Annotated in this window: 16 protein-coding genes; 4 read left to right on the top strand and 12 right to left on the bottom strand. The window is 61.4% G+C overall.

The window, feature by feature from the left end:
- Window positions 1-23: 23 nt before the first annotated feature.
- From ccoG to ccoN (K1567_RS24250), 9 genes are all read right to left on the bottom strand, one after another.
- Window positions 24-1,439, bottom strand: a complete 1,416-nt coding sequence (ccoG, locus tag K1567_RS24210) for a cytochrome c oxidase accessory protein CcoG (protein WP_034099674.1) — start codon at window positions 1,437-1,439, stop codon at window positions 24-26.
- A gap of 350 nt (window positions 1,440-1,789) precedes the next feature.
- Entirely contained in the window at window positions 1,790-2,767 is a 978-nt protein-coding gene (gene ccoP, locus K1567_RS24215) for a cytochrome-c oxidase, cbb3-type subunit III (protein WP_169868055.1), read from the bottom strand.
- Complete coding sequence (locus K1567_RS24220) at window positions 2,764-2,949, bottom strand: CcoQ/FixQ family Cbb3-type cytochrome c oxidase assembly chaperone (protein WP_020372609.1); 186 nt, start codon at window positions 2,947-2,949, stop codon at window positions 2,764-2,766. Before K1567_RS24220 ends, ccoP (K1567_RS24215) begins: the two co-directional genes overlap by 4 nt.
- A gap of 6 nt (window positions 2,950-2,955) precedes the next feature.
- Window positions 2,956-3,564 (bottom strand): cytochrome-c oxidase, cbb3-type subunit II, encoded by a 609-nt coding sequence (gene ccoO / locus K1567_RS24225; RefSeq protein WP_003193167.1) that lies wholly within the window; start codon window positions 3,562-3,564, stop codon window positions 2,956-2,958.
- Entirely contained in the window at window positions 3,564-5,006 is a 1,443-nt protein-coding gene (gene ccoN, locus K1567_RS24230; RefSeq protein ID WP_040269079.1) for a cytochrome-c oxidase, cbb3-type subunit I, read from the bottom strand. Before ccoN (K1567_RS24230) ends, ccoO (K1567_RS24225) begins: the two co-directional genes overlap by 1 nt.
- Before the next feature lie 387 nt (window positions 5,007-5,393).
- Complete coding sequence (gene ccoP / locus K1567_RS24235; RefSeq protein WP_034114792.1) at window positions 5,394-6,341, bottom strand: cytochrome-c oxidase, cbb3-type subunit III; 948 nt, start codon at window positions 6,339-6,341, stop codon at window positions 5,394-5,396.
- Entirely contained in the window at window positions 6,338-6,544 is a 207-nt protein-coding gene (locus tag K1567_RS24240; protein ID WP_034099670.1) for a cbb3-type cytochrome c oxidase subunit 3, read from the bottom strand. The genes ccoP (K1567_RS24235) and K1567_RS24240 overlap by 4 nt, the downstream gene beginning before the upstream one ends.
- A gap of 3 nt (window positions 6,545-6,547) precedes the next feature.
- Window positions 6,548-7,156, bottom strand: a complete 609-nt coding sequence (ccoO, locus tag K1567_RS24245; protein WP_034099669.1) for a cytochrome-c oxidase, cbb3-type subunit II — start codon at window positions 7,154-7,156, stop codon at window positions 6,548-6,550.
- A 10-nt stretch (window positions 7,157-7,166) separates the two neighbouring features.
- Window positions 7,167-8,591, bottom strand: a complete 1,425-nt coding sequence (ccoN, locus tag K1567_RS24250; RefSeq protein ID WP_034138921.1) for a cytochrome-c oxidase, cbb3-type subunit I — start codon at window positions 8,589-8,591, stop codon at window positions 7,167-7,169.
- A 78-nt stretch (window positions 8,592-8,669) separates the two neighbouring features.
- Here ccoN (K1567_RS24250) and K1567_RS24255 point away from each other — a divergent pair, with 78 nt between their 5' ends.
- Window positions 8,670-9,362, top strand: coding sequence for an alpha/beta family hydrolase (locus tag K1567_RS24255; RefSeq protein WP_169868054.1), 693 nt, complete (start codon window positions 8,670-8,672; stop codon window positions 9,360-9,362).
- A gap of 93 nt (window positions 9,363-9,455) precedes the next feature.
- Here the strand turns inward: K1567_RS24255 and K1567_RS24260 are convergent, their stop codons facing one another.
- The 3 genes from K1567_RS24260 to K1567_RS24270 all read right to left on the bottom strand — a co-directional run bounded on the left by K1567_RS24260 (window position 9,456) and on the right by K1567_RS24270 (window position 12,852).
- Window positions 9,456-11,021, bottom strand: a complete 1,566-nt coding sequence (locus tag K1567_RS24260; RefSeq protein ID WP_040269076.1) for a PAS domain-containing methyl-accepting chemotaxis protein — start codon at window positions 11,019-11,021, stop codon at window positions 9,456-9,458.
- A 73-nt stretch (window positions 11,022-11,094) separates the two neighbouring features.
- On the bottom strand, window positions 11,095-11,886 hold the full coding sequence (locus tag K1567_RS24265; RefSeq protein ID WP_034114789.1) for a CPBP family intramembrane glutamic endopeptidase: 792 nt from the start codon (window positions 11,884-11,886) through the stop codon (window positions 11,095-11,097).
- A 69-nt stretch (window positions 11,887-11,955) separates the two neighbouring features.
- On the bottom strand, window positions 11,956-12,852 hold the full coding sequence (locus K1567_RS24270) for a DMT family transporter (protein WP_099311953.1): 897 nt from the start codon (window positions 12,850-12,852) through the stop codon (window positions 11,956-11,958).
- Window positions 12,853-13,047: 195 nt separating this feature from the next.
- Between K1567_RS24270 and aceK the strand changes: the two genes are divergently transcribed.
- The 3 genes from aceK to K1567_RS24285 all read left to right on the top strand — a co-directional run bounded on the left by aceK (window position 13,048) and on the right by K1567_RS24285 (window position 20,161).
- Entirely contained in the window at window positions 13,048-14,763 is a 1,716-nt protein-coding gene (gene aceK / locus K1567_RS24275) for a bifunctional isocitrate dehydrogenase kinase/phosphatase (RefSeq protein WP_034099662.1), read from the top strand.
- Window positions 14,764-14,863: 100 nt separating this feature from the next.
- On the top strand, window positions 14,864-18,775 hold the full coding sequence (gene hrpA, locus K1567_RS24280; RefSeq protein WP_220698941.1) for an ATP-dependent RNA helicase HrpA: 3,912 nt from the start codon (window positions 14,864-14,866) through the stop codon (window positions 18,773-18,775).
- 264 nt (window positions 18,776-19,039) lie between these two features.
- The gene (locus K1567_RS24285) at window positions 19,040-20,161 is read left to right on the top strand and encodes a beta-ketoacyl-ACP synthase III (RefSeq protein ID WP_034099658.1); all 1,122 of its coding nucleotides are present in this window, start codon (window positions 19,040-19,042) and stop codon (window positions 20,159-20,161) included.
- The last annotated feature ends 13 nt before the right edge of the window (window positions 20,162-20,174 follow it).

Below are 20,174 nucleotides of genomic sequence, written 5' to 3' on the forward strand. Positions count from 1 at the left end.
GCTCTCTGTTTAACAACGTTGGGTTAACGGACCTGAGGGCCGATGAATCGGCTCTTGGCTTCGACGTGAATGCTCGGGTCATCGGCATCCTTGAGGATGAACGTCACCTCGTTGGTGCTCGATGGCACTTGTTCCGGCGCACTCGACAGTTCCACCGGCATGCTCACGATATCGCCGGCGGACACCTTGATCTCGCGGCGGCCCTGCAACTTGAGATCCGGCAGGCCGGCGGCATCGAGCACGTAGGTGTGGTCGCGCTGGTCCTTGTTCATGATCTTCAGGCTGTAGACGTTTTCGATGCGGCCTTCGGCGTTTTCGCGGAACAGCACGCGGTCTTTGCTGACGTCGAAGCCCACCAGCGAACGCATGAAAAACGCGGTGACCAACAGGCTGATCATCGCCAGTAATACCAACGCATAGCCGATCAGACGTGGACGCAGCTTGTGGGTTTTCTGGCCGGACAGGTTGTGCTCGGTGGTGTAGCTGATCAGGCCGCGTGGGTACTCCATCTTATCCATGATGTTGTCGCAGGCATCGATGCACGCCGCGCAGCCGATGCACTCGATCTGCAGGCCGTCACGGATGTCGATGCCGGTCGGGCATACCTGTACGCACATGGTGCAGTCGATGCAGTCGCCCAGGCCCTGGGCCTTGTAGTCGGCGCCTTTTTTACGTGGCCCGCGCAGTTCGCCACGGCGTGGGTCGTAGGAGACGATCAGGGTGTCCTTGTCGAACATCACGCTCTGGAAACGCGCATAAGGGCACATGTAAATGCACACCTGTTCGCGCAGCCAACCGGCGTTACCATAGGTGGCAAGGGTGAAGAAACCGACCCAGAAATACGACCAGCCATCGGCCTGGCCGGTGAAGAAGTCGAAGACCAGTTCGCGGATCGGCGAGAAGTAACCGACGAAGGTCATGCCGGTGACGAAACCGATGATCAGCCACAGGCTGTGCTTGCTGAACTTGCGCAGGAATTTGTTGGCGCTCATCGGCGCTTTGTCCAGCTTGATGCGTTGGTTGCGGTCGCCTTCGGTGACCTTTTCGCACCACATGAAGATCCACGTCCACACGCTTTGCGGGCAGGTATAGCCGCACCACACGCGCCCGGCGTACACCGTGATAAAGAACAGGCCGAACGCGGCGACGATCAGGATGCCAGACAGCAGGATGAAGTCCTGAGGCCAGAAGGTTGCGCCGAAAATAAAGAATTTACGTTCCGGCAAATTCCACCACACAGCCTGGTGACCGCCCCAGTTCAGCCACACCGTGCCGAAGTAGAGCAGGAACAGCGCGGCACCGCCGAGCATGCGCAGATTGCGGAACAGGCCAGTGAAGGCACGGGTGTAGATCTTCTCGCGCGCGGCGTAGAGATCGACCGTCTGGCTTGAATGTTTGGCAGGCGGGGTAACGTCATGTACCGGTATTTGGTCGCTCATCATTGCATCCCACGGCGGTGGAGATTTGCCTCGGCCAGTACGTGCCAACCGGGGTCAAATTAAGGATGTTGCAGTAGCGTAATGATACGCCCCCGATGGTACGCCAAGGGTGCGACCTTTGGTCGCGTTGGGGGAAATCAATTGATGGTGTACGTGATCTGGATCAATTGACTTGGGAAGTATGGACGGTTTTGCCGGTTCGACCTTCAAAAATGCCAGAGATGCAATGTGAGAAGGGCTGGCCCCCGATAGCAGAGTGTCAGTCAATAAAGGCATGACTGGCCCACTGCTATCGGGGGCCAGCCCCCTCTCACATGGGTTGTTTCTGTGTTGCTAAATAACGATCAGTCTCACTGCTCCGCGGCCTTTTTGTCTGCATGAGACAGGCTGTACACATACGCCGCGAGCAAGTGCACCTTGTCGTTGCCTTGCAGTTGTTCCTGCGCAGGCATCTGGCCCTGACGGCCGTAGCGGATGGTCTGCTGCAACTGAGCGAAGCTCGAACCGTAGATGAACGCGCCGGGGTGGGTCAGGTCGGGGGCGCCCATGGCCGGGGTGCCTTTGCCGGCGGGGCCGTGGCAGGCCACGCAGTTGGCGGCGAAGAGTTTTTCGCCGTTGGCCACGTCGGCCTTGGCCCCTTCAGGCAACTTGCGACCATCGAGCTTGGTCACCACAAAACCGGCCACATCGGCCACGCCTTGTTCGCCAATCACTTCGGCCCAGCCTGGCATCACCGCGTGGCGGCCTTTGAGGATGGTTTCCTTGATGGTGTTAGGTTCGCCGCCCCAGCGCCAGTCGGCGTCGGTCAGGTTGGGGAAACCATAGGCGCCCTTGGCGTCGGAGCCGTGGCACACCGAGCAGTTGGAGGCGAACAGGCGGCCGCCCATTTTCAGCGCTTGCGGATCCTTGGCGACTTCTTCGATCGGCATCGAGGCGAATTTGGCGAAGATCGGCCCGAACTTGGCGTCCGAGCGGGCCATTTCCTTCTCCCATTCGTGCGCGCCGGTCCAGCCGGTCTGACCGTTGGCGAAGGGGGTTTGCTTGTCGTTGTCGAGGTAGTTATAGCCCGGCAGCAGACCCTTCCAGTTGCCCAGGCCCGGGTACAGCACCAGGTAACCAAGGGCAAACACGATGGTGCCGACGAACAGCATGAACCACCACTTGGGCAGCGGGTTGTCGTACTCCTCGATGCCGTCGAACGAGTGGCCGACGGTTTCGTCGGTTTGCTCGGCGCGCTGGCCCTTGCGGGTCGACAGCAGCAGCCAGGTCAGGGCGAAGATGGTACCCAGACTGAGGACTGTGACGTACAGACTCCAGAACGTAGTCATTCTTTGTTACTCCTAGAAGCTTGCTCGACGTGCTTGATGGCTTCGGGGTCATCCGCAAAGGGCAGCATGGTTGCGTCGTCAAACTCCGACTTGCGCTTGGGGCTGAACACCCACAGCGCCAGGCCGACAAAGGCCACCATCACCACAACGGTGCCCAGGCCACGAATCATCCCGATATCCATGAAGAATCACCGTTTGCTTTTGATGATGGTGCCCAGGCCCTGCAGGTAGGCCACCAATGCGTCCATTTCGGTCTTGCCCTTCACGGCAGCCGCGGCACCGGCGATGTCTTCGTCGGTGTAGGGCACGCCCAGGGTGCGCAAGACTTCCATCTTCTTCGCGGTGTCCTTGCCGTCGAGCTTGTTTTCCACGAGGAACGGGTACGCCGGCATTTTCGACTCGGGCACGACGTTGCGCGGGTTGTACAGGTGCGCACGTTGCCAGTCATCGGAGTAACGCCCGCCCACGCGCGCCAGGTCCGGGCCGGTGCGCTTGGAACCCCACAGGAACGGGTGGTCCCACACGCTTTCGCCGGCGACCGAGTAGTGGCCGTAGCGTTCGGTTTCGGCGCGGAACGGGCGGATCATCTGCGAGTGGCAGCCCACGCAGCCGTTGGCGATGTAGACGTCGCGGCCTTCCAGTTCAAGGGCGGTGCGCGGCTTCATGCCTTCGACCGGCTTGTTGGTCACGTCCTGGAAGAACAGCGGGACGATTTGGGTCAAGCCGCCGATGCTCACGGCGATGACCATGAAGAAGGCCAGCAGGCCGATATTCTTCTCGACTACTTCATGCTTCATCAGTGGGCTCCCACAACGGCGATCTTGGCGGCGGCTTCAGCTTCTACGGGGTCCGAGGCCCGCACGGTGCGGAACACGTTGTAGGCCATGAACAGCATGCCGGCGGCAAAGAACGCACCGCCCAGGGCACGAACGATGTAGCCCGGGTGGCTGGCTTGCAGCGCTTCGACGAAGGAGTAGGTGAGGGTGCCGTCATCGTTGATCGCACGCCACATCAGGCCCTGGGTGATGCCGTTGACCCACATCGAAGCGATGTAGAGCACGGTGCCGATGGTAGCCAGCCAGAAGTGCGTGTTGATCAGCCCGACGCTGTGCATCTGCGCGCGGCCGAACAGTTTGGGGATCATGTGGTACAGCGCGCCGATGGAGATCATCGCCACCCAACCGAGGGCGCCAGCGTGAACGTGGCCGATGGTCCAGTCGGTGTAGTGGGAGAGCGAGTTGACGGTCTTGATCGCCATCATCGGACCTTCGAAGGTCGACATGCCGTAGAACGCCAGGGACACCACCAGGAACCGCAGGATCGGGTCGGTGCGCAATTTATGCCAGGCGCCCGAGAGGGTCATCATGCCGTTGATCATGCCGCCCCAGCTTGGCGCCAGCAGGATGATCGACATGGCCATGCCCAGGGATTGCGCCCAGTCCGGCAGCGCGGTGTAGTGCAGGTGGTGCGGACCGGCCCAGATATACAGGGTGATCAGCGCCCAGAAGTGCACGATGGACAGGCGATAGGAGTAGATAGGGCGTTCGGCCTGTTTCGGCACGAAGTAGTACATCATCCCCAGGAAGCCGGTGGTGAGGAAAAAGCCTACGGCGTTATGCCCGTACCACCACTGGATCATTGCATCCGTCGCGCCCGAGTAAGCTGAATAGGACTTGAACAGGCTGACCGGCAACGACGCGTGGTTGACGATGTGCAGCATCGCCGTCACCAGGATGAACGCGCCGTAGAACCAGTTGCCCACATAGATGTGCTTGGTCTTGCGCTTGATGATGGTGCCGAAGAACACCGCAGCGTAGGTCACCCAGACCACGGCCAGCAAAATGGCGATGGGCCATTCCAGCTCGGCGTATTCCTTGGTGGTGGTGTAACCCAACGGCAGGGTGACGATGGCGCCGATGATGACCGCTTGCCAACCCCAGAAGGTGAAAGCGGCGAGGCCATCGGAGATCAGTCGCGTCTGGCAGGTTCGCTGCACGACATAGTAGGAGGTGGCAAACAATGCACATCCGCCGAAGGCGAAAATCACCAGGTTGGTGTGCAGCGGGCGCAGGCGACCGAAGGTCGTCCAGGGCAGGTCGAAATTCAATTCCGGCCAGACCAGTTGCGAGGCGATGAAGACCCCGAGCCCCATGCCAAGGATCCCCCAGACCACCGTCATGATGGCGAACTGGCGGACTACCTTATAGTTATAAGCAGTCGGACTGATTGCTGTGCTCATTCTAAGGTTCCACGGTTTAGGTTTTTTTATAGGTAAAAATCGGCCGCAAGTATGTAGAAAGCGAGGGGTCATTGCAACGCAATGACTGACCTGTATCAATGCGTTCCACGCCAGATTCTGCGCCCTTTCCATGTTTGGCGTAAGGACAAAATCCGAAATGGAAAGCTGATCGAGTGGACAGGAAATTTTGCAGGTCGCAACGTGACTCGTCGCGTACACCAGGATCGGTCCACTGTGCAAGCAAGCGTAGACCCGAATGGGAGGAGGGGAAAGGTTTGCTTTAGACGGGTGCGACACTTGGTCGCGTAGGGCGGTCGGTGTGGGAGCGAGCAAGCCCGCTCCTACAGACGAAGCAGCGGCCGCCCCGGGCGGGGCGGCCTTGTGTGGTTATTGCGCTTGGCTTTCTGGCTTTGCGCCATCAGCGTTGTGGGACAGGCTGTACACGTAAGCCGCCAGTAGGTGCACTTTGTCATTGCCTTGCAGGGCTTCCTGCGCTGGCATCTGGCCTTGACGGCCGTGACGGATGGTCTGCTGCAATTGCGCCAGGCCGGTGCCGTAGATGAAACCGGCGGGTTCGGTCAGGTTAGGCGCGCCCATGGCTTCCACACCGTGGCCTTGCGGGCCGTGGCAGGCAACGCAGGTGGTGTTGAAGGTGGCTTGGCCAGCGGCCAGATCGGCGGTGCTATCGGCCGGCAGCGGCAACTTGGCCAGGTCGTGGCGCACATAGGCCGCGACGTTTTTCACGCCGTCTTCGCCCAGTACTTCACCCCAGGCCGGCATCGCCGCGTGGCGACCGTTCATGATGGTGGTCTTGATCGCCTCGGCAGAGCCGCCCCAGCGCCACAGGTTGTCGGCCAGGTTTGGGAAGCCGTACGCGCCCTTGGCATCCGAGCCGTGGCACACCGCGCAGTTGGAGGCGAACAGGCGGCCACCCATTTTCAGCGCTTGTGGGTCTTTGGCTACTTCTTCCACGGGCATGGCCGCGAATTTGGCGTAGATCGGCCCAAATTTCGCATCGGCCTTGGCCATTTCCTTTTCCCATTCCTTGGCCTGGGTCCAACCGCCTTCATAGCCCGGCAGCACGCCTTTCCAGTTGCCCAGGCCCGGATAGAGGATCAGGTAGCCGACCGCGAACACCAAGGTGCCGACGAACAGCATGAACCACCACTGGGGCAGGGGGTTGTCGTATTCCTCGATGCCATCGAAGGCGTGGCCCATGGTCTGGTCGACACTGCCTTTGGTCTCGCCCTTGCGGGTGGAGATCAACAGCCAGGTCAGCCCGATCAGGCTGCCGATGGTCAGTACGCAGATCCATGTACTCCAAAATAGGGTCATGGCCGAGTGCTCCTTATTGCAGGCTCTTCTTGAGCGTCGGATGGGGGGGCGGTGGGCTCGTCGGCGAACGGCAGCAGGCGCGCCTGCTCGAATTCCGCATTGCGTCGATTGTTGAACACCCACAGCGACAAGCCGATAAAGGCGATGGCGACCACCAGCGTGCCGAGGCCGCGGATGGTGCCCGCATCGAATTCAAATCCCATGGCTCACCTCTTGCTCTTGATGGCAGTGCCGAGCACTTGCAGGTACGAGACCAGCGCGTCCATCTCGGTTTTGCCCTTGAGGCTGGCCACGGCGCCCTTGATGTCGTCGTCGGTGTACGGCACGCCGAGGGTGCGCATTACGTTCAACTTGGTCTCGGTGTGGCTGCTGTCGACCGGGGCCGTGACGAGCCACGGGTAGGCCGGCATTTTCGACTCAGGCACCACGTTGCGCGGGTTGTACAAGTGCGCACGGTGCCAGTCGTCGGAGTAACGTGCGCCGACGCGCGCCAGGTCCGGGCCGGTGCGCTTGGAGCCCCACAGGAACGGGTGGTCCCACACGCTTTCGCCGGCGACCGAGTAGTGGCCGTAGCGTTCGGTTTCGGCGCGGAACGGGCGGATCATCTGCGAGTGGCATTGCACGCAGCCTTCGCGGATGTAGATGTCGCGGCCTTCCAGTTGCAGCGCGGTGTAGGGCTTCATGCCTTCGACCGGCTTGTTGGTCACGTCCTGGAAGAACAGCGGGACGATCTGGGTCAGGCCGCCGATGCTCACGGCGAGCACCATCAGCAGCATCATCAGGCCGACGTTCTTTTCAATCGTTTCGTGTTTCATCACTGACTCCTCAGGCCATCTGCGCGACAGGGGCGGCTTCGACAGGTTGTGCCGAGCGCACGGTGCGCCATGTGTTGTAAGCCATCAGCAACATGCCGCTGAGGAACACCGCGCCGCCCACCAGCCGCACGATGAAGCCTGGGTGGCTGGCCACCAGGGTCTCGACGAAGGAGTAGGTCAAGGTGCCGTCGTCGTTGATCGCACGCCACATCAGGCCTTGGGCAATGCCGTTGACCCACATCGAGGCGATGTAGAGCACGGTGCCGATGGTGGCCAGCCAGAAGTGCGCGTTGATCAGGCCAAGGCTGTACATCTGCTCGCGGCCGAAGACTTTCGGGATCATGTGATACAGCGCGCCGATGGAGATCATCGCCACCCAACCGAGAGCGCCGGCGTGTACGTGGCCGATGGTCCAGTCGGTGTAGTGGGAGAGCGAGTTGACGGTCTTGATCGCCATCATCGGACCTTCGAAGGTCGACATGCCGTAGAACGCCAGGGACACCACCAGGAAGCGCAGGATCGGGTCGCTGCGCAATTTATGCCAGGCGCCCGAGAGGGTCATCATGCCGTTGATCATGCCGCCCCAGCTTGGCGCCAGCAGAACCAGCGACATCACCATGCCCAGGGACTGTGCCCAGTCCGGCAGTGCGGTGTAGTGCAGGTGGTGCGGGCCGGCCCAGATGTACAGGGTGATCAGCGCCCAGAAGTGCACGATGGACAGGCGATAGGAGTACACCGGACGCTCGGCTTGCTTGGGCACGAAGTAATACATCATGCCGAGGAAACCGGCGGTGAGGAAAAAGCCTACCGCGTTGTGCCCATACCACCACTGCACCATGGCATCCGTCGCACCGCCGTACAGCGAGTAGGACTTGGTCAGGCTGACCGGGATTTCCAGGTTGTTGACGATATGCAGGATGGCCACGGTGATGATGAACGCACCGAAGAACCAGTTACCGACGTAGATGTGCTTGGTGTTGCGCTTGGCCACGGTGCCGAAGAACACAATGGCGTAGGCCACCCAGACGATGGTGATCAAGATGTCGATCGGCCATTCCAGCTCGGCGTATTCCTTGGAGCTGGTGTAGCCCAGCGGCAAGGTGATTGCGGCGAGCAGGATCACCAGTTGCCAGCCCCAGAAGCAGAACGCGGCGAGCTTCGGCGCGAACAGCTGGGTCTGGCAGGTGCGCTGCACCGAGTAGAAGGAGCTGGCGAATAGCGCACAGCCACCGAACGCGAAGATCACCGCGTTGGTATGCAATGGGCGTAAACGGCCAAAGCTGGTCCAGGGCAAATCGAAGTTGAGCGCGGGCCAAACCAATTGGGCGGCGAGAAAAACCCCGAGCCCCATGCCGACGATGCCCCACACCACCGTCATAATGGCGAATTGGCGGACCACCTTGTAGTTATAGGCGGTACTTAATGTAGTGTTCATGGTTCCCCATCCACGGTTCAACCCAAGCCGAGCGGCACTTGGGCTGGAGTTATAGGCAGACTAAATAGCGAGGCAAGCATGGGCAAAGAGCACAAGGCCAGTATTGACGGGGATCAATGGGCGCAGTGTGCGCGGGAACATGGCTGGTTGTGGGATGTCGCGTCCAACGCGCCCTCGGGCGGGCCGATCACGCTGATCCTGGCCCACGGCGCCGGCGCGCCAATGGACTCAACCTTTATGAACGACATGGCTGCACGCCTTGCCGCACAAGGCGTGAACGTGTTGCGCTTCGAGTTTCCCTATATGGCTCAGCGCCGGCTCGACGGCGGCAAACGCCCACCTAACCCGGCACCGAAACTGCTGCAGGCCTGGCGTGAGGTGTATGCCGAGGTGCGGCGTCATGTCGCTGGGTCTGTGGCCATCGGTGGCAAGTCCATGGGCGGGCGCATGGCCAGTCTGGTGGCCGACGAACTGGGCGCCGATGGGTTGGTGTGCCTGGGGTATCCGTTTTATGCGGTGGGCAAGCCGCAGAAGCCTCGGGTCGAACATTTGGCCGAGCTGAAGACCCCGACCTTGATCGTGCAAGGTGAGCGCGATGCTTTGGGTAATCGGGCCGCGGTAGAGACTTATGCGTTATCGCCGAGCATCGAGGTGATGTGGCTGGAGGCGGGGGACCATGACTTGAAGCCGTTGAAGGCTTCGGGGTTTACGCATGAGCAGCATTTGGAGGCTGCGGCCGTGCAGGTGGCTGAGTTTCTCAGCGTCTGTTAGGGCCAATCGGGAGCAAGCCCCCTCCCACATTCGACCGCATTCCAAGGGATGTACGCGGTTAACTGTGGGAGGGGGCTTGCTCCCGATAGCGGTCTATCGGTTGAAACGTTCGACCAAGGAATACTGGCTATTAGCTGTATGGGTCAGGTCTTCACTCAATTGCGCCGAGTTCAGGGCCTGTTCCGAGGTTTGATCGGCCAGCAGTGCAATGGTGCTGATATTGCGGCTGATCTCCTCAGCCACCGAGCTTTGCTCCTCGGTCGCGGCGGCGATCTGGCTGGTCATATCGGTGATGTGCGCCACCGCTTCGCTGATGCCCACCAGCGCCTGATCCGCTTCCATTACCCGTGCCACGCCTTCTTCGGCCTGGCGATGCCCGGCATCCATGGTCTGCACGGCCGCGCTGGCGGTTTGTTGCAGCTTGGCGATCAAGGTATGGATCTGCCCGGTAGACTCGGCGGTACGTTGCGCCAGTTGGCGAACCTCGTCGGCCACTACGGCAAAGCCTCGACCCATTTCACCGGCACGCGCCGCTTCAATGGCGGCGTTCAGCGCCAGCAGGTTGGTCTGGTCGGCAATGCCTTTGATCACATCGACCACGCCACCGATTTCATCGCTGTCCTTGGCCAGTTGGGTCACGGTGACACCGGTTTCACCCACGGCGGTGGACAAGCGCTGAATCGCCTCGCGGGTTTCCCCGGCGATATCGCGGCCGCGACCGGTCAGGCGATTGGCTTCCTGGGTGGCATCGGCGGTGCGCTGCACGTGGCTGGCCACTTCCTGGGTGGTCGCGGCCATCTGGTTGACGGCGGTGGCCACTTGTTCGGTTTCGACGCGCTGGCGCTCCAGGCTGCTGGAGCTGTTATGCGCCAGGGTATTGGACTGCGACGCCTGATCGTTGAGGTGCTCGGCAGTGTCTTGCAAGCGGGTCAGACACGTCCTCAGACGCGCCTCCTGGCTGAGGATCGACATCTCCAGACGCGCCTGGGCGCCACGGCTGTCGGTGTACATCTGCGCGATCAACGGGTCGGACGTGGTCTGCTCGGCCAGGCGCAGCAGGCGCTTGAGGCCGCGCTGTTGCCAGCTCAGGCCCAGCAGGCCCAAGGGTACCGACAGCGCCGCGGCCAAGGCAAAACCCCAGTGGGAGTTAAGCCAGGCCCCAATCATAAAGCTCAACTGGCTCACCAGAATAAAAGGCACCCAGTCCTGAAGCACCGGTAGCCACTTGTCGCGCTGTGGAATCGCCGACTTGCCCTGGTTGATGCGTTGGTAGAGCGCTTCGGCCCGGCGGATCTGCTCGGCGGTGGGTTTGACCCGCACCGATTCGTAGCCGACCACCTGGTTGCCATCGAAAATCGGCGTTACATAGGCATTCACCCAGTAATGATCGCCGGTCTTGCAGCGGTTCTTGACAATGCCCATCCATGGCAAGCCTTGTTTGAGCGTCGTCCACATGTGCGCGAACACTGCCGCCGGAACATCCGGGTGACGTACCAGGTTGTGCGGGGCGCGCAGCAGTTCTTCACGGCTGAACCCACTGATCTCGACAAACGCGTCGTTGCAGTAAGTGATCACGCCCTTGGCATCCGTGGTGGAGATCAACCGTTGCTGAGCGGGGAAGGTACGTTCGCGCTGGGTAACGGGCTGGTTATTACGCATGATTGTTCAATCCGCAAGGCTTTCAGGGGGTATCGACCGGCACGGGGGTTTATTTAACTTATTTTTGCAACAATCAACCGGCCAGCATCGGATAGGTAAACAAGCCGAAGTGAAGCAGGTTCAAGCCAAAGTGCGTGGCAATCGCCGCCCCCAGGCCGCCAAACCGGTATGCCAAGCCGTAACCGACCCCGGCAATGCTCGCCAGCAGCACCCAGTGCCACCCCGCCCCCAGGTGCACCAGGCCGAATAGCAGCGACGCCAACAACAGCGCGAGGTTGTCGCCATAGGGCAGGTGCTTGAAGCGCCGGCTCAAGCCGCCTTGAATGTAGCCACGGAACAGCGCTTCTTCCACCAGCGTGACCAACAGCAGATTATTGAGCACCCACAGCCACGCCGGATCCGGCCATTTCGGTGCCCAACTGATGATGCCAAGCAGCGCCGCGCCGCCCAGGGCCGCGATGGCGGTGAGGGTCAAGGCCAGGGCGGTGACACAGATCGAAAGGCGCAACGCGCGCCGCGCCACGATCCAGGGGCAGGCCAGCAGCAGCCAGAAGCCGATCAGAGGTTTGTCCTGATTCAGGTACATCGAGAACGGCACTGCATCGGGGGTGAAGCGTTGCGGGTCGATCCCGCGGCCGTTATAGAAGCCCGGCAACCAATGCATCGCCAGGCCCAGCGCCAATACGATAAACAGGCCGTGGCCCAGGTAGCGCGCCCAGGGTGTGCGTTGTTGGCGCACGGCGTAGCCGGCGACCAGCAGCAGGGCGACTGACACCAACGCCAGTGCACCCAATTGTCCGTAAACCAGGGCCATTACATAGCCGATGGAAAGCAGTGCCAGGTACAGCCAAGGCAGGGTCAGCATTGGGGGGAATCCTTGAAAATACCGGGCGGCAGTATAACGACCGTCCCTGGCTCCCCGCATGAAACCTGCCTACAAGGTCTTGGCCAGTTTCCCTACCCGTAATACCAGCCACAGCGCGCCCGCGATCAACACCCCACCATATAGATGAGCCATGGACAGCGGCTCATCCAGCAATAAGGCGCCCCACAGCACGCCAAACGGCGGGATCAGGAATGTGGTGGTCATCGAGCGCACCGGCCCGATGGCCGTCAGCAAGCGGAAGTACAGCACGTAGGCAAACGCCGTACACACCAATCCAAGCCCCAGCAGCGATGCCCAGACCTGCCAACCTCCCCAGCTGGCAGGTGGCTGATATAGGGCACTGACGGCGAAGAATGGCAGTAGAAACAAGGTCGCGCCGAGCATGCTGCCTAGAGCGGCGAGGCGGCTGTCCAGGCCGCCGCGTCGATCCAGCCAGCGGCGTGCCAGGAACCCGGCAAAGCCATAACAGGTGGTGGCCAGCAGGCAGGCAAGGGCACCCATCAGCAGGGTCAGGTCGAACGCCACCGGCCCGGCGCGGGTCAGCACGGCCACGCCCAGCAGGCCCAGGCACACGCCGGCGATTTTCGAGGGGGTCAGGCGTTCGCTGAAGAACAACCCGCCGATCAACACGCCCATCAGCGGCGTGGTGGCGTTGAAAATCGCCGAATAGCCGGCCGGCAGCACTTGGGCGGCCACCGAGTACATGGTGGCGGGGATCCCGGAATTGATCACCCCCAGCAGCAGGACGGTTCTGAATTTACCCTGGAAATCCCATTTCACCCGCATCACGGCCAGCATTACCAGCAAGCCGGCGGCGGCGATCGATACGCGGAAGAACGCGGTGGGCAGCGTACCGATTTCCGGCGCAATGATGCGCATAAACAAGAAACTCGCGCCCCAGATAGCGGCCAGTCCCAGCAGGTAGAGGGTGTCGACAGGTCTCACGGAAAACTTCCTACGCGAATAAGCCGGCGAGTGTTGCCCAGCGGCCTGCGCGGCACAATCCCTGATTACAGTGACGGCAGGGTGCGCACTGGTTTTTTGTCTGATTGAATCCAACTGCGCCGAAAATCCTTCTTCTCCTGGGTTCCCGCACTGGCTAAGCTCAGGGCTTCCCGATGCCCGTTCGAGGTTTCCCGCATGTCGCAGCCCACGCCCGCCCTTGCCATCGCCCGCACCATCCTTGAGGGCTTCGATGACTACCGCGAACACTTTCGTCAGATCACCGATGGTGCGCGCGAGCGTTTCGAAAAGGCCCAATGGCAGCTGGGCCAAGCGGCATCGGCGGCGCGGATCAACCTGTATGAAGAAAAGGTCGGCGAAGTCACCACGCGGCTGCGCGCTGGGTTCGATGCCGCCGATCTGCTGGACATCGACCTGTGGCCTCTGGTGAAAAGCGCCTATATCGGCCTGATCGACCTGCGTTTCGACGATGAATTGTCCGAGACTTGGTACAACTCGATCTTCTGTGGCCTGTTCAGCCACGACCTGATCAGCGACGGCTGCATGTTTATCCACACCACCCGGCCCAGCCTGCGCCGCGCGCGGGCGGCGCAAACCCGTGTCTACGCGCCGGCCGGGCAGATTGCCGAGATGCTCGCGCAGATCGTCGAGGACTACCGCTTCAGCGAGCCCTACGCCGACCTGGCGGCCGACTTGCACCGACTCGAAGCCCAACTGCGGGAGAACTTGCCGGACTGGGTGTGCAAAGACCCGGACCTCAAAGTCGAGCTGTTTTCGTCGGTGCTGTACCGCAATAAAGGGGCCTACCTGGTCGGGCGCATCTATACCCGCGATGAGCAATGGCCGCTGGTGATTCCGCTGCTGCACCGCGAAGGGCAGGGCATCCGCATCGATGCGCTGATCACCGATGAGGCTGAGGTGTCGATCATCTTCTCGTTCACCCGTTCCTACTTCATGGTGGATGTGCCGGTGCCGGCGGAATTCGTCGGGTTTCTCAAGCGCATTCTGCCGGGCAAGCACATTGCCGAGTTGTACACTTCCATCGGTTTCTATAAGCACGGCAAGTCGGAGTTCTACCGCGCGCTGATCAACCACCTGGCCACCACGGACGACCAGTTCATCATGGCCCCCGGCGTGCGCGGCATGGTCATGAGCGTGTTCACCCTGCCGGGCTTCAACACCGTGTTCAAGATCATCAAGGACCGTTTCTCACCGTCGAAAAACGTCAACCGCGCCACCGTGATCGAAAAGTACCGCCTGGTTAAAAGCGTCGACCGCGTGGGGCGCATGGCCGATACCCAGGAGTTCGCCGATTTTCGCTTTCCTTTGAGTAAGTTCGACCCTGATTGCCTGGGCGAACTGCTGGACGTGGCCGCTGGTACCGTCGAAGTGGAAGGCGACACCGTGCTGATCCGCCACTGCTGGACCGAACGGCGCATGACCCCGCTCAACCTCTACCTGGAAAATGCCAACCCCGCACAGGTACGCGAAGCCCTGGAAGATTACGGCCTGGCCATCAAGCAGTTGGCGGCAGCAAATATTTTCCCCGGTGACATGTTGCTCAAGAACTTCGGCGTCACCCGTCACGGTCGCGTGGTGTTTTACGACTACGACGAAATCTGCTTTCTCACCGAGGCCAACTTCCGCCACATTCCCGCCCCGCGTACACCCGAGGATGAAATGGCCTCCGAGCCCTGGTACTCCATCGGGCCGCTGGACGTGTTCCCGGAGGAGTTCCCGCCGTTCCTGTTTGCCGATATCGGCCAGCGCAAGCTATTCAATGAACTGCATGGCGAGTTGTACAACGCGGATTATTGGAAGGGCCTGCAAGAGGCGATTCGGGCGGGGAAGGTGATCGATGTGTTTCCTTACAGGAGAAAGGGCCAGCCGTAAGTTTCAAGCGGCCCTTGCTGGCCGCTTGAAGCTTGCCGCTAACCCCCGCTTTTCTGCCACAATCGGCGCCCTGCATAAATAGACGGCCCTCACGTACCAGATGACTGACCAAGCGCCCACTATCGACCAACTGCTCAAAAACCTCGATCACGCCATGCTCGCCGACCGCCACCGCTTGCGCCGGCAGTTGCTTGAGCTGCGCAAGAAACCCGACGAGGAAAAGTTGGCGCAGTGGGTCGCGCGCATGCAGGCCTCCTGTGCCCAGGTGACGGCGCGGCGCGCCAGCCTGCCAGTGATCCGCTATGACGACAGCCTGCCCATCGCCGCCAAGCGCGATGAGATCAAGGCCGCGCTGAGCAAGCACCAGGTGTTGATCATTGCCGGCGAAACCGGCTCGGGTAAGACCACCCAACTGCCGAAGATCTGCCTGGAGATAGGTCGCGGCCAGTACGGCCTGATTGGCCATACCCAGCCACGCCGGATCGCCGCGCGTAGCGTGGCCAGCCGCGTCGCCGAAGAACTGGCCACGCCCCTCGGCGCGCTGGTCGGTTACCAGGTCCGTTTCGAAGACCAGAGCGACGCCAACACCCTGATCAAGCTGATGACCGACGGCATCCTGCTGGCGGAAACCCAGAACGACCGTTATCTGGAACGGTACGACACGATCATCGTCGACGAAGCCCACGAACGCAGCCTGAACATCGACTTCCTGCTCGGCTACCTCAAGACCCTGTTGCCGCGTCGCCCCGACCTCAAAGTGATCATCACTTCGGCCACCATCGACCTGGAGCGCTTCTCCAAGCACTTCGACGATGCGCCCATCGTGGAGGTATCGGGCCGAACGTTCCCGGTGGAGACTTGGTACCGCCCGCTGACCCTGGAGCAGGACGAGGAGGGTAACCGTGTTGAGGACGACCTCACCGTCGACCAGGCGATCCTCGCCACCCTCGATGAAATCGCCGCCTACGAGCGCAGCGAACGGCGTAGCCCCGGCGACGTGCTGGTGTTTTTGCCGGGCGAGCGCGAGATTCGCGACGCCGCCGACATGCTGCGCAAGGCCCAGCTCAAGCACACCGAGATTCTGCCGTTGTATGCGCGCCTGTCGCCGACCGAGCAGCAGCGGATTTTCCAATCCCATCCTGGCCGTCGCGTGGTGCTGGCGACCAACGTCGCGGAGACCTCGCTGACGGTGCCGGGCATTCGCTATGTGATCGACAGCGGCACGGCGCGCATCAGTCGCTACAGCTACCGCGCCAAGGTGCAGCGCCTGCCCATCGAAGCGATTTCCCAGGCCAGCGCCAACCAGCGTAAGGGCCGCTGCGGTCGGGTTGAGCCGGGCATCTGCGTGCGTTTGTACAGCGAAGAGGATTTTATCGGCCGTCCGGAATTCACCGACCCGGAAATCCTGCGCACCAACCTCGCCGCGGTGATCCTGCAAATGCTGCACCTGCGCCTGGGCGAAATTACCGACTTCCCGTTTATCGAACCGCCGGACGGCAAGGCCATCAGTGACGGTTTCAATCTGCTGCAAGAGCTGTCGGCGGTGGACCGAAACAGCCAGTTGACCCCACTGGGCCGCCAGTTGGCGCGCCTGCCGGTGGACCCGCGCATGGGCCGCATGCTACTGGAAGCGGCCAAGCTCGGCAGTTTGCAGGAAGTGCTGATCGTCGCCAGTGCCATGTCGATCCAGGACCCGCGCGAGCGCCCACCGGAGCGCCAACAGGCCGCCGACCAGGCCCACGCGCAGTGGAAAGACCCGGATTCGGACTTCGCCGGCTTGGTCAATCTGTGGCGCGGCTTTGAAGAGCAGCGCCAGGAACTGACCGCCAGCCCGCTGCGCAACTGGTGCCGCAAAAACTTCCTCAACTATTTGCGCCTGCGCGAGTGGCGCGATTCCCATCGGCAGTTGAGCCTGATTTGCCGCGATATGCAGTTGGCCATCAATAAAGACCCGGCGGACTACCCGAAACTGCACAAAGCCGTGTTGTCTGGTCTGCTCAGCCAGATCGGCCAGAAGACCGAAGACGGCGATTACCTCGGGGCGCGTCAGCGGCGCTTCTGGATCCACCCGTCCTCGGGCATCGGCAAAAAGCGCCCGCAATGGCTGATGACCGCCGAACTGGTGGAAACCACCAAGCTGTATGCACGCATGGTGGCCAAGATCGACGCCGACTGGATCGAGCCGTTGGCCGGGCACTTGATCAAGAAGAACCACTTCGAGCCCCATTGGGAGAAGAAGCGCGGCCAGGTCGTGGCCTTTGAGCAAATCACCCTGTTCGGGCTGATTGTGGTCGGCCGCCGGCCGGTGCATTACGGCCCAGTCGACCCGGTCGTCTCACGGGAATTGTTTATCCGCGAAGGTCTGGTGCGCGGCGAGATTCAGTCCCGCGCCAGGTGCCTCAGCGCCAACCAGCGCTTGCTGGAGCAGCTCGACGAACTGGAAGCCAAGGCCCGCCGTCGCGATATCCTGGCCGACGAAGAAACCCTGTACGCCTTCTACGACGCGCGCTTGCCGGCGGAAATCCACCAGACCGCGACCTTCGACAGCTGGTACAAGATCAACAGCCAGAAAGACCCGCAATTGCTGATCATGCGCGAGGAGGACGTGCTGGCCCGCGAGGCCAGCGAAGTCACCGCCGCGCATTACCCCGACACCTTGCACTTGGGCGATCTGGCCCTGGCCTTGAGTTACCACTTCGAACCCAACCACCCGCGCGACGGTGTGACCTTGCGCGTGCCGGCGCCGCTGTTGCCGGCGTTGCCCGCCGAGCGCCTGGAATGGCTGGTGCCAGGTTTGATCGAAGCCAAGTGCATCGCGCTGGTGCGCAACCTGCCCAAAGCGTTGCGCAAGAACTTTGTGCCGGTGCCGGACTTCGTCAAGGCCGCGCTGCAACGTATCGAGTTCGGCCAGGGCTCGCTGCCCCAGGCGCTGGGGCGCGAACTGCTGCGCATGACCGGTGCGCGGGTCAGTGACGAAGCCTGGGCCGAAGCGGCGCAGCAGGTGGAAAACCACCTGAAGATGAATCTGGAAGTGGTCGACGGCCAGGGCAAGTTCCTCGGTGAAGGGCGCGACCTGGCCGAACTGACCGCACGCTTCGCCGAAGCCAGCCAAGCCGCGCTCGCCGTGCCGCAGACCGCGAAAAGCCAACAACCGGTGGAGGCCAAGGTGTTCGCGGCGGTGGCCGAGAAGACCCAGCAGAACATCGCCGGGCTGTCCATGACGGTGTACCCGGCGCTGGTGGAAGAGAACGGCACGGTCAAGGAAGGGCGTTTCTCAACCGCCGCCGAGGCAGAGTTCCAGCACCGTCGCGCTTTGCAGCGCCTCTTGATGCAGCAGCTGGCGGAACCGGCAAAATTCCTGCGCGGCAAGTTGCCTGGTCTTACCGAACTGGGGCTGATGTACCGCGAACTGGGGCGTATCGACGCTCTGGTCGAAGACATCCTGTTGGCCAGCCTCGACAGCTGTGTGTTGGAAGGCGAAGCCAGCCTGCCGCGCGACGGCGCCGGCCTGGCGGCCCTGGCCGAGCGCAAGCGCAGCGGCTGGACCGAACACGCCGAGCGCCTGGCGCGCCTGACCCTGGATGTGCTGAAACTCTGGCACGGCCTGCAAAAGCGCTTCAAAGGCAAGATCGATCTGGCCCAGGCCGTGGCGTTGAACGACATCAAACAGCAACTGAGCAACCTGGTGTACCCAGGCTTCGTACGTGAAACGCCGGCGCAATGGTTCAAGGAACTGCCGCGCTACCTCAAGGCCATCGAATTGCGTCTGGAGAAGCTACCGAGCCAGGTACAGAAAGATCGAGTGTGGAGCGGTGAACTCAGCGGCCTGTGGACGCAGTACCAGAACCGCCTGAACAAACACACCCAAGAAGGCAAGCGCGACCCGCAACTGGAGCTGTACCGTTGGTGGCTGGAGGAATACCGCGTGTCACTGTTTGCCCAACAGCTTGGAACCAAGGTGCCGATTTCCGACAAGCGATTGAGCAAGCAGTGGAGCCTGGTCGAGGCCTGATCCCTTTTTCGGTCAGCCAGGCAGGCAGATTAAAATAGTAGAGGGGGCGTGGCGCCTCTCCTATTGAAACCCGCTGGCAGATGGCGCCAAATCCCGGTGTTTGTGGCAAACTTCGCCGCTATAAATGCCGGGATCGTCGCAGAAGTCTGCGGCGCGATGGAATAAAGCGATGCCAGTTTGGTGTCCGCGGTGCGGAATCGGACTACTTACAGTTTGGTACGACGGTACCAATATCTTCTGCCTGACAGATTTAGAGGAACGACCGTGCATAACGTCGTCATCAGCGGCACTGGCCTGTACACCCCGGCCAACAGCATCTCCAACGAAGAGCTGGTGCAGTCTTTCAATACCTACGTGCATCAGTTCAACAGCGACAACGCCGCCGCCATCGAGCGCGGCGATGTGCAAGCGCTGACCGAGTCCAGCGCGGCCTTTATCGAGAAAGCATCGGGTATCAAAAGCCGCTTCGTGATGGACAAGGACGGCATTCTCGACCCCCAGCGCATGACCCCGAGCCTGCCGGAGCGCAGTAACGACGAGTGGTCGGTGCTCTGCCAGATGGCCGTCGGTGCCGCTGAACAGGCCCTGCAACGCGCCGGTAAGACCGCCGCCGACATCGACGGTGTGATCGTCGCCTGCTCCAACCTGCAGCGCGCTTACCCGGCCATCGCCATTGAAGTCCAGGAAGCCCTGGGTATCGCAGGCTTTGGTTTCGATATGAACGTGGCCTGTTCTTCCGCTACGTTCGGCATCCAGAATGCCGCCAACAGCATCCAGCTGGGCCAGGCCCGGGCGATCCTGATGGTCAACCCGGAAGTTTGCACCGGTCACCTGAACTTTCGTGACCGCGACAGCCATTTCATCTTCGGCGATGCCGCCACGGCGGTGATCCTGGAGCGTGCCGACCTGGCCACCTCCGAGCATCAATTCGACGTGGTAAGCACCAAGCTGCTGACCAAGTTCTCCAACAACATCCGCAACAACTTCGGCTTTCTCAATCGCGCGGCGCCGGAAGGCATCGGTGCGCCGGACAAGCTGTTCGTGCAGGAAGGCCGCAAGGTGTTCCGCGACGTATGCCCGATGGTCGCTGAGCTGATTGGCGTGCACCTGCAAGAAAACCAGCTGAATGTGGCGGATGTGAAGCGCTTCTGGCTGCACCAGGCCAACCTGAGCATGAACCACCTGATCGTGAAGAAACTGCTGGGTCGCGAAGCCACGGTGCAAGAGGCGCCGGTGATTCTCGATACCTACGCCAACACCAGTTCGGCCGGTTCCGTGATTGCGTTTCACACTTACCAGGACGACTTGCCCAAGGGCTCGGTTGCCGTGCTCAGTTCGTTCGGCGCGGGTTATTCGATCGGCAGTGTCATCCTGCGCAAGCGCTGAATAACCGGAGTCT

Source organism: Pseudomonas sp. S5F11 (assembly GCF_019641515.1).
GTDB lineage: Bacteria > Pseudomonadota > Gammaproteobacteria > Pseudomonadales > Pseudomonadaceae > Aquipseudomonas > Aquipseudomonas rhodesiae.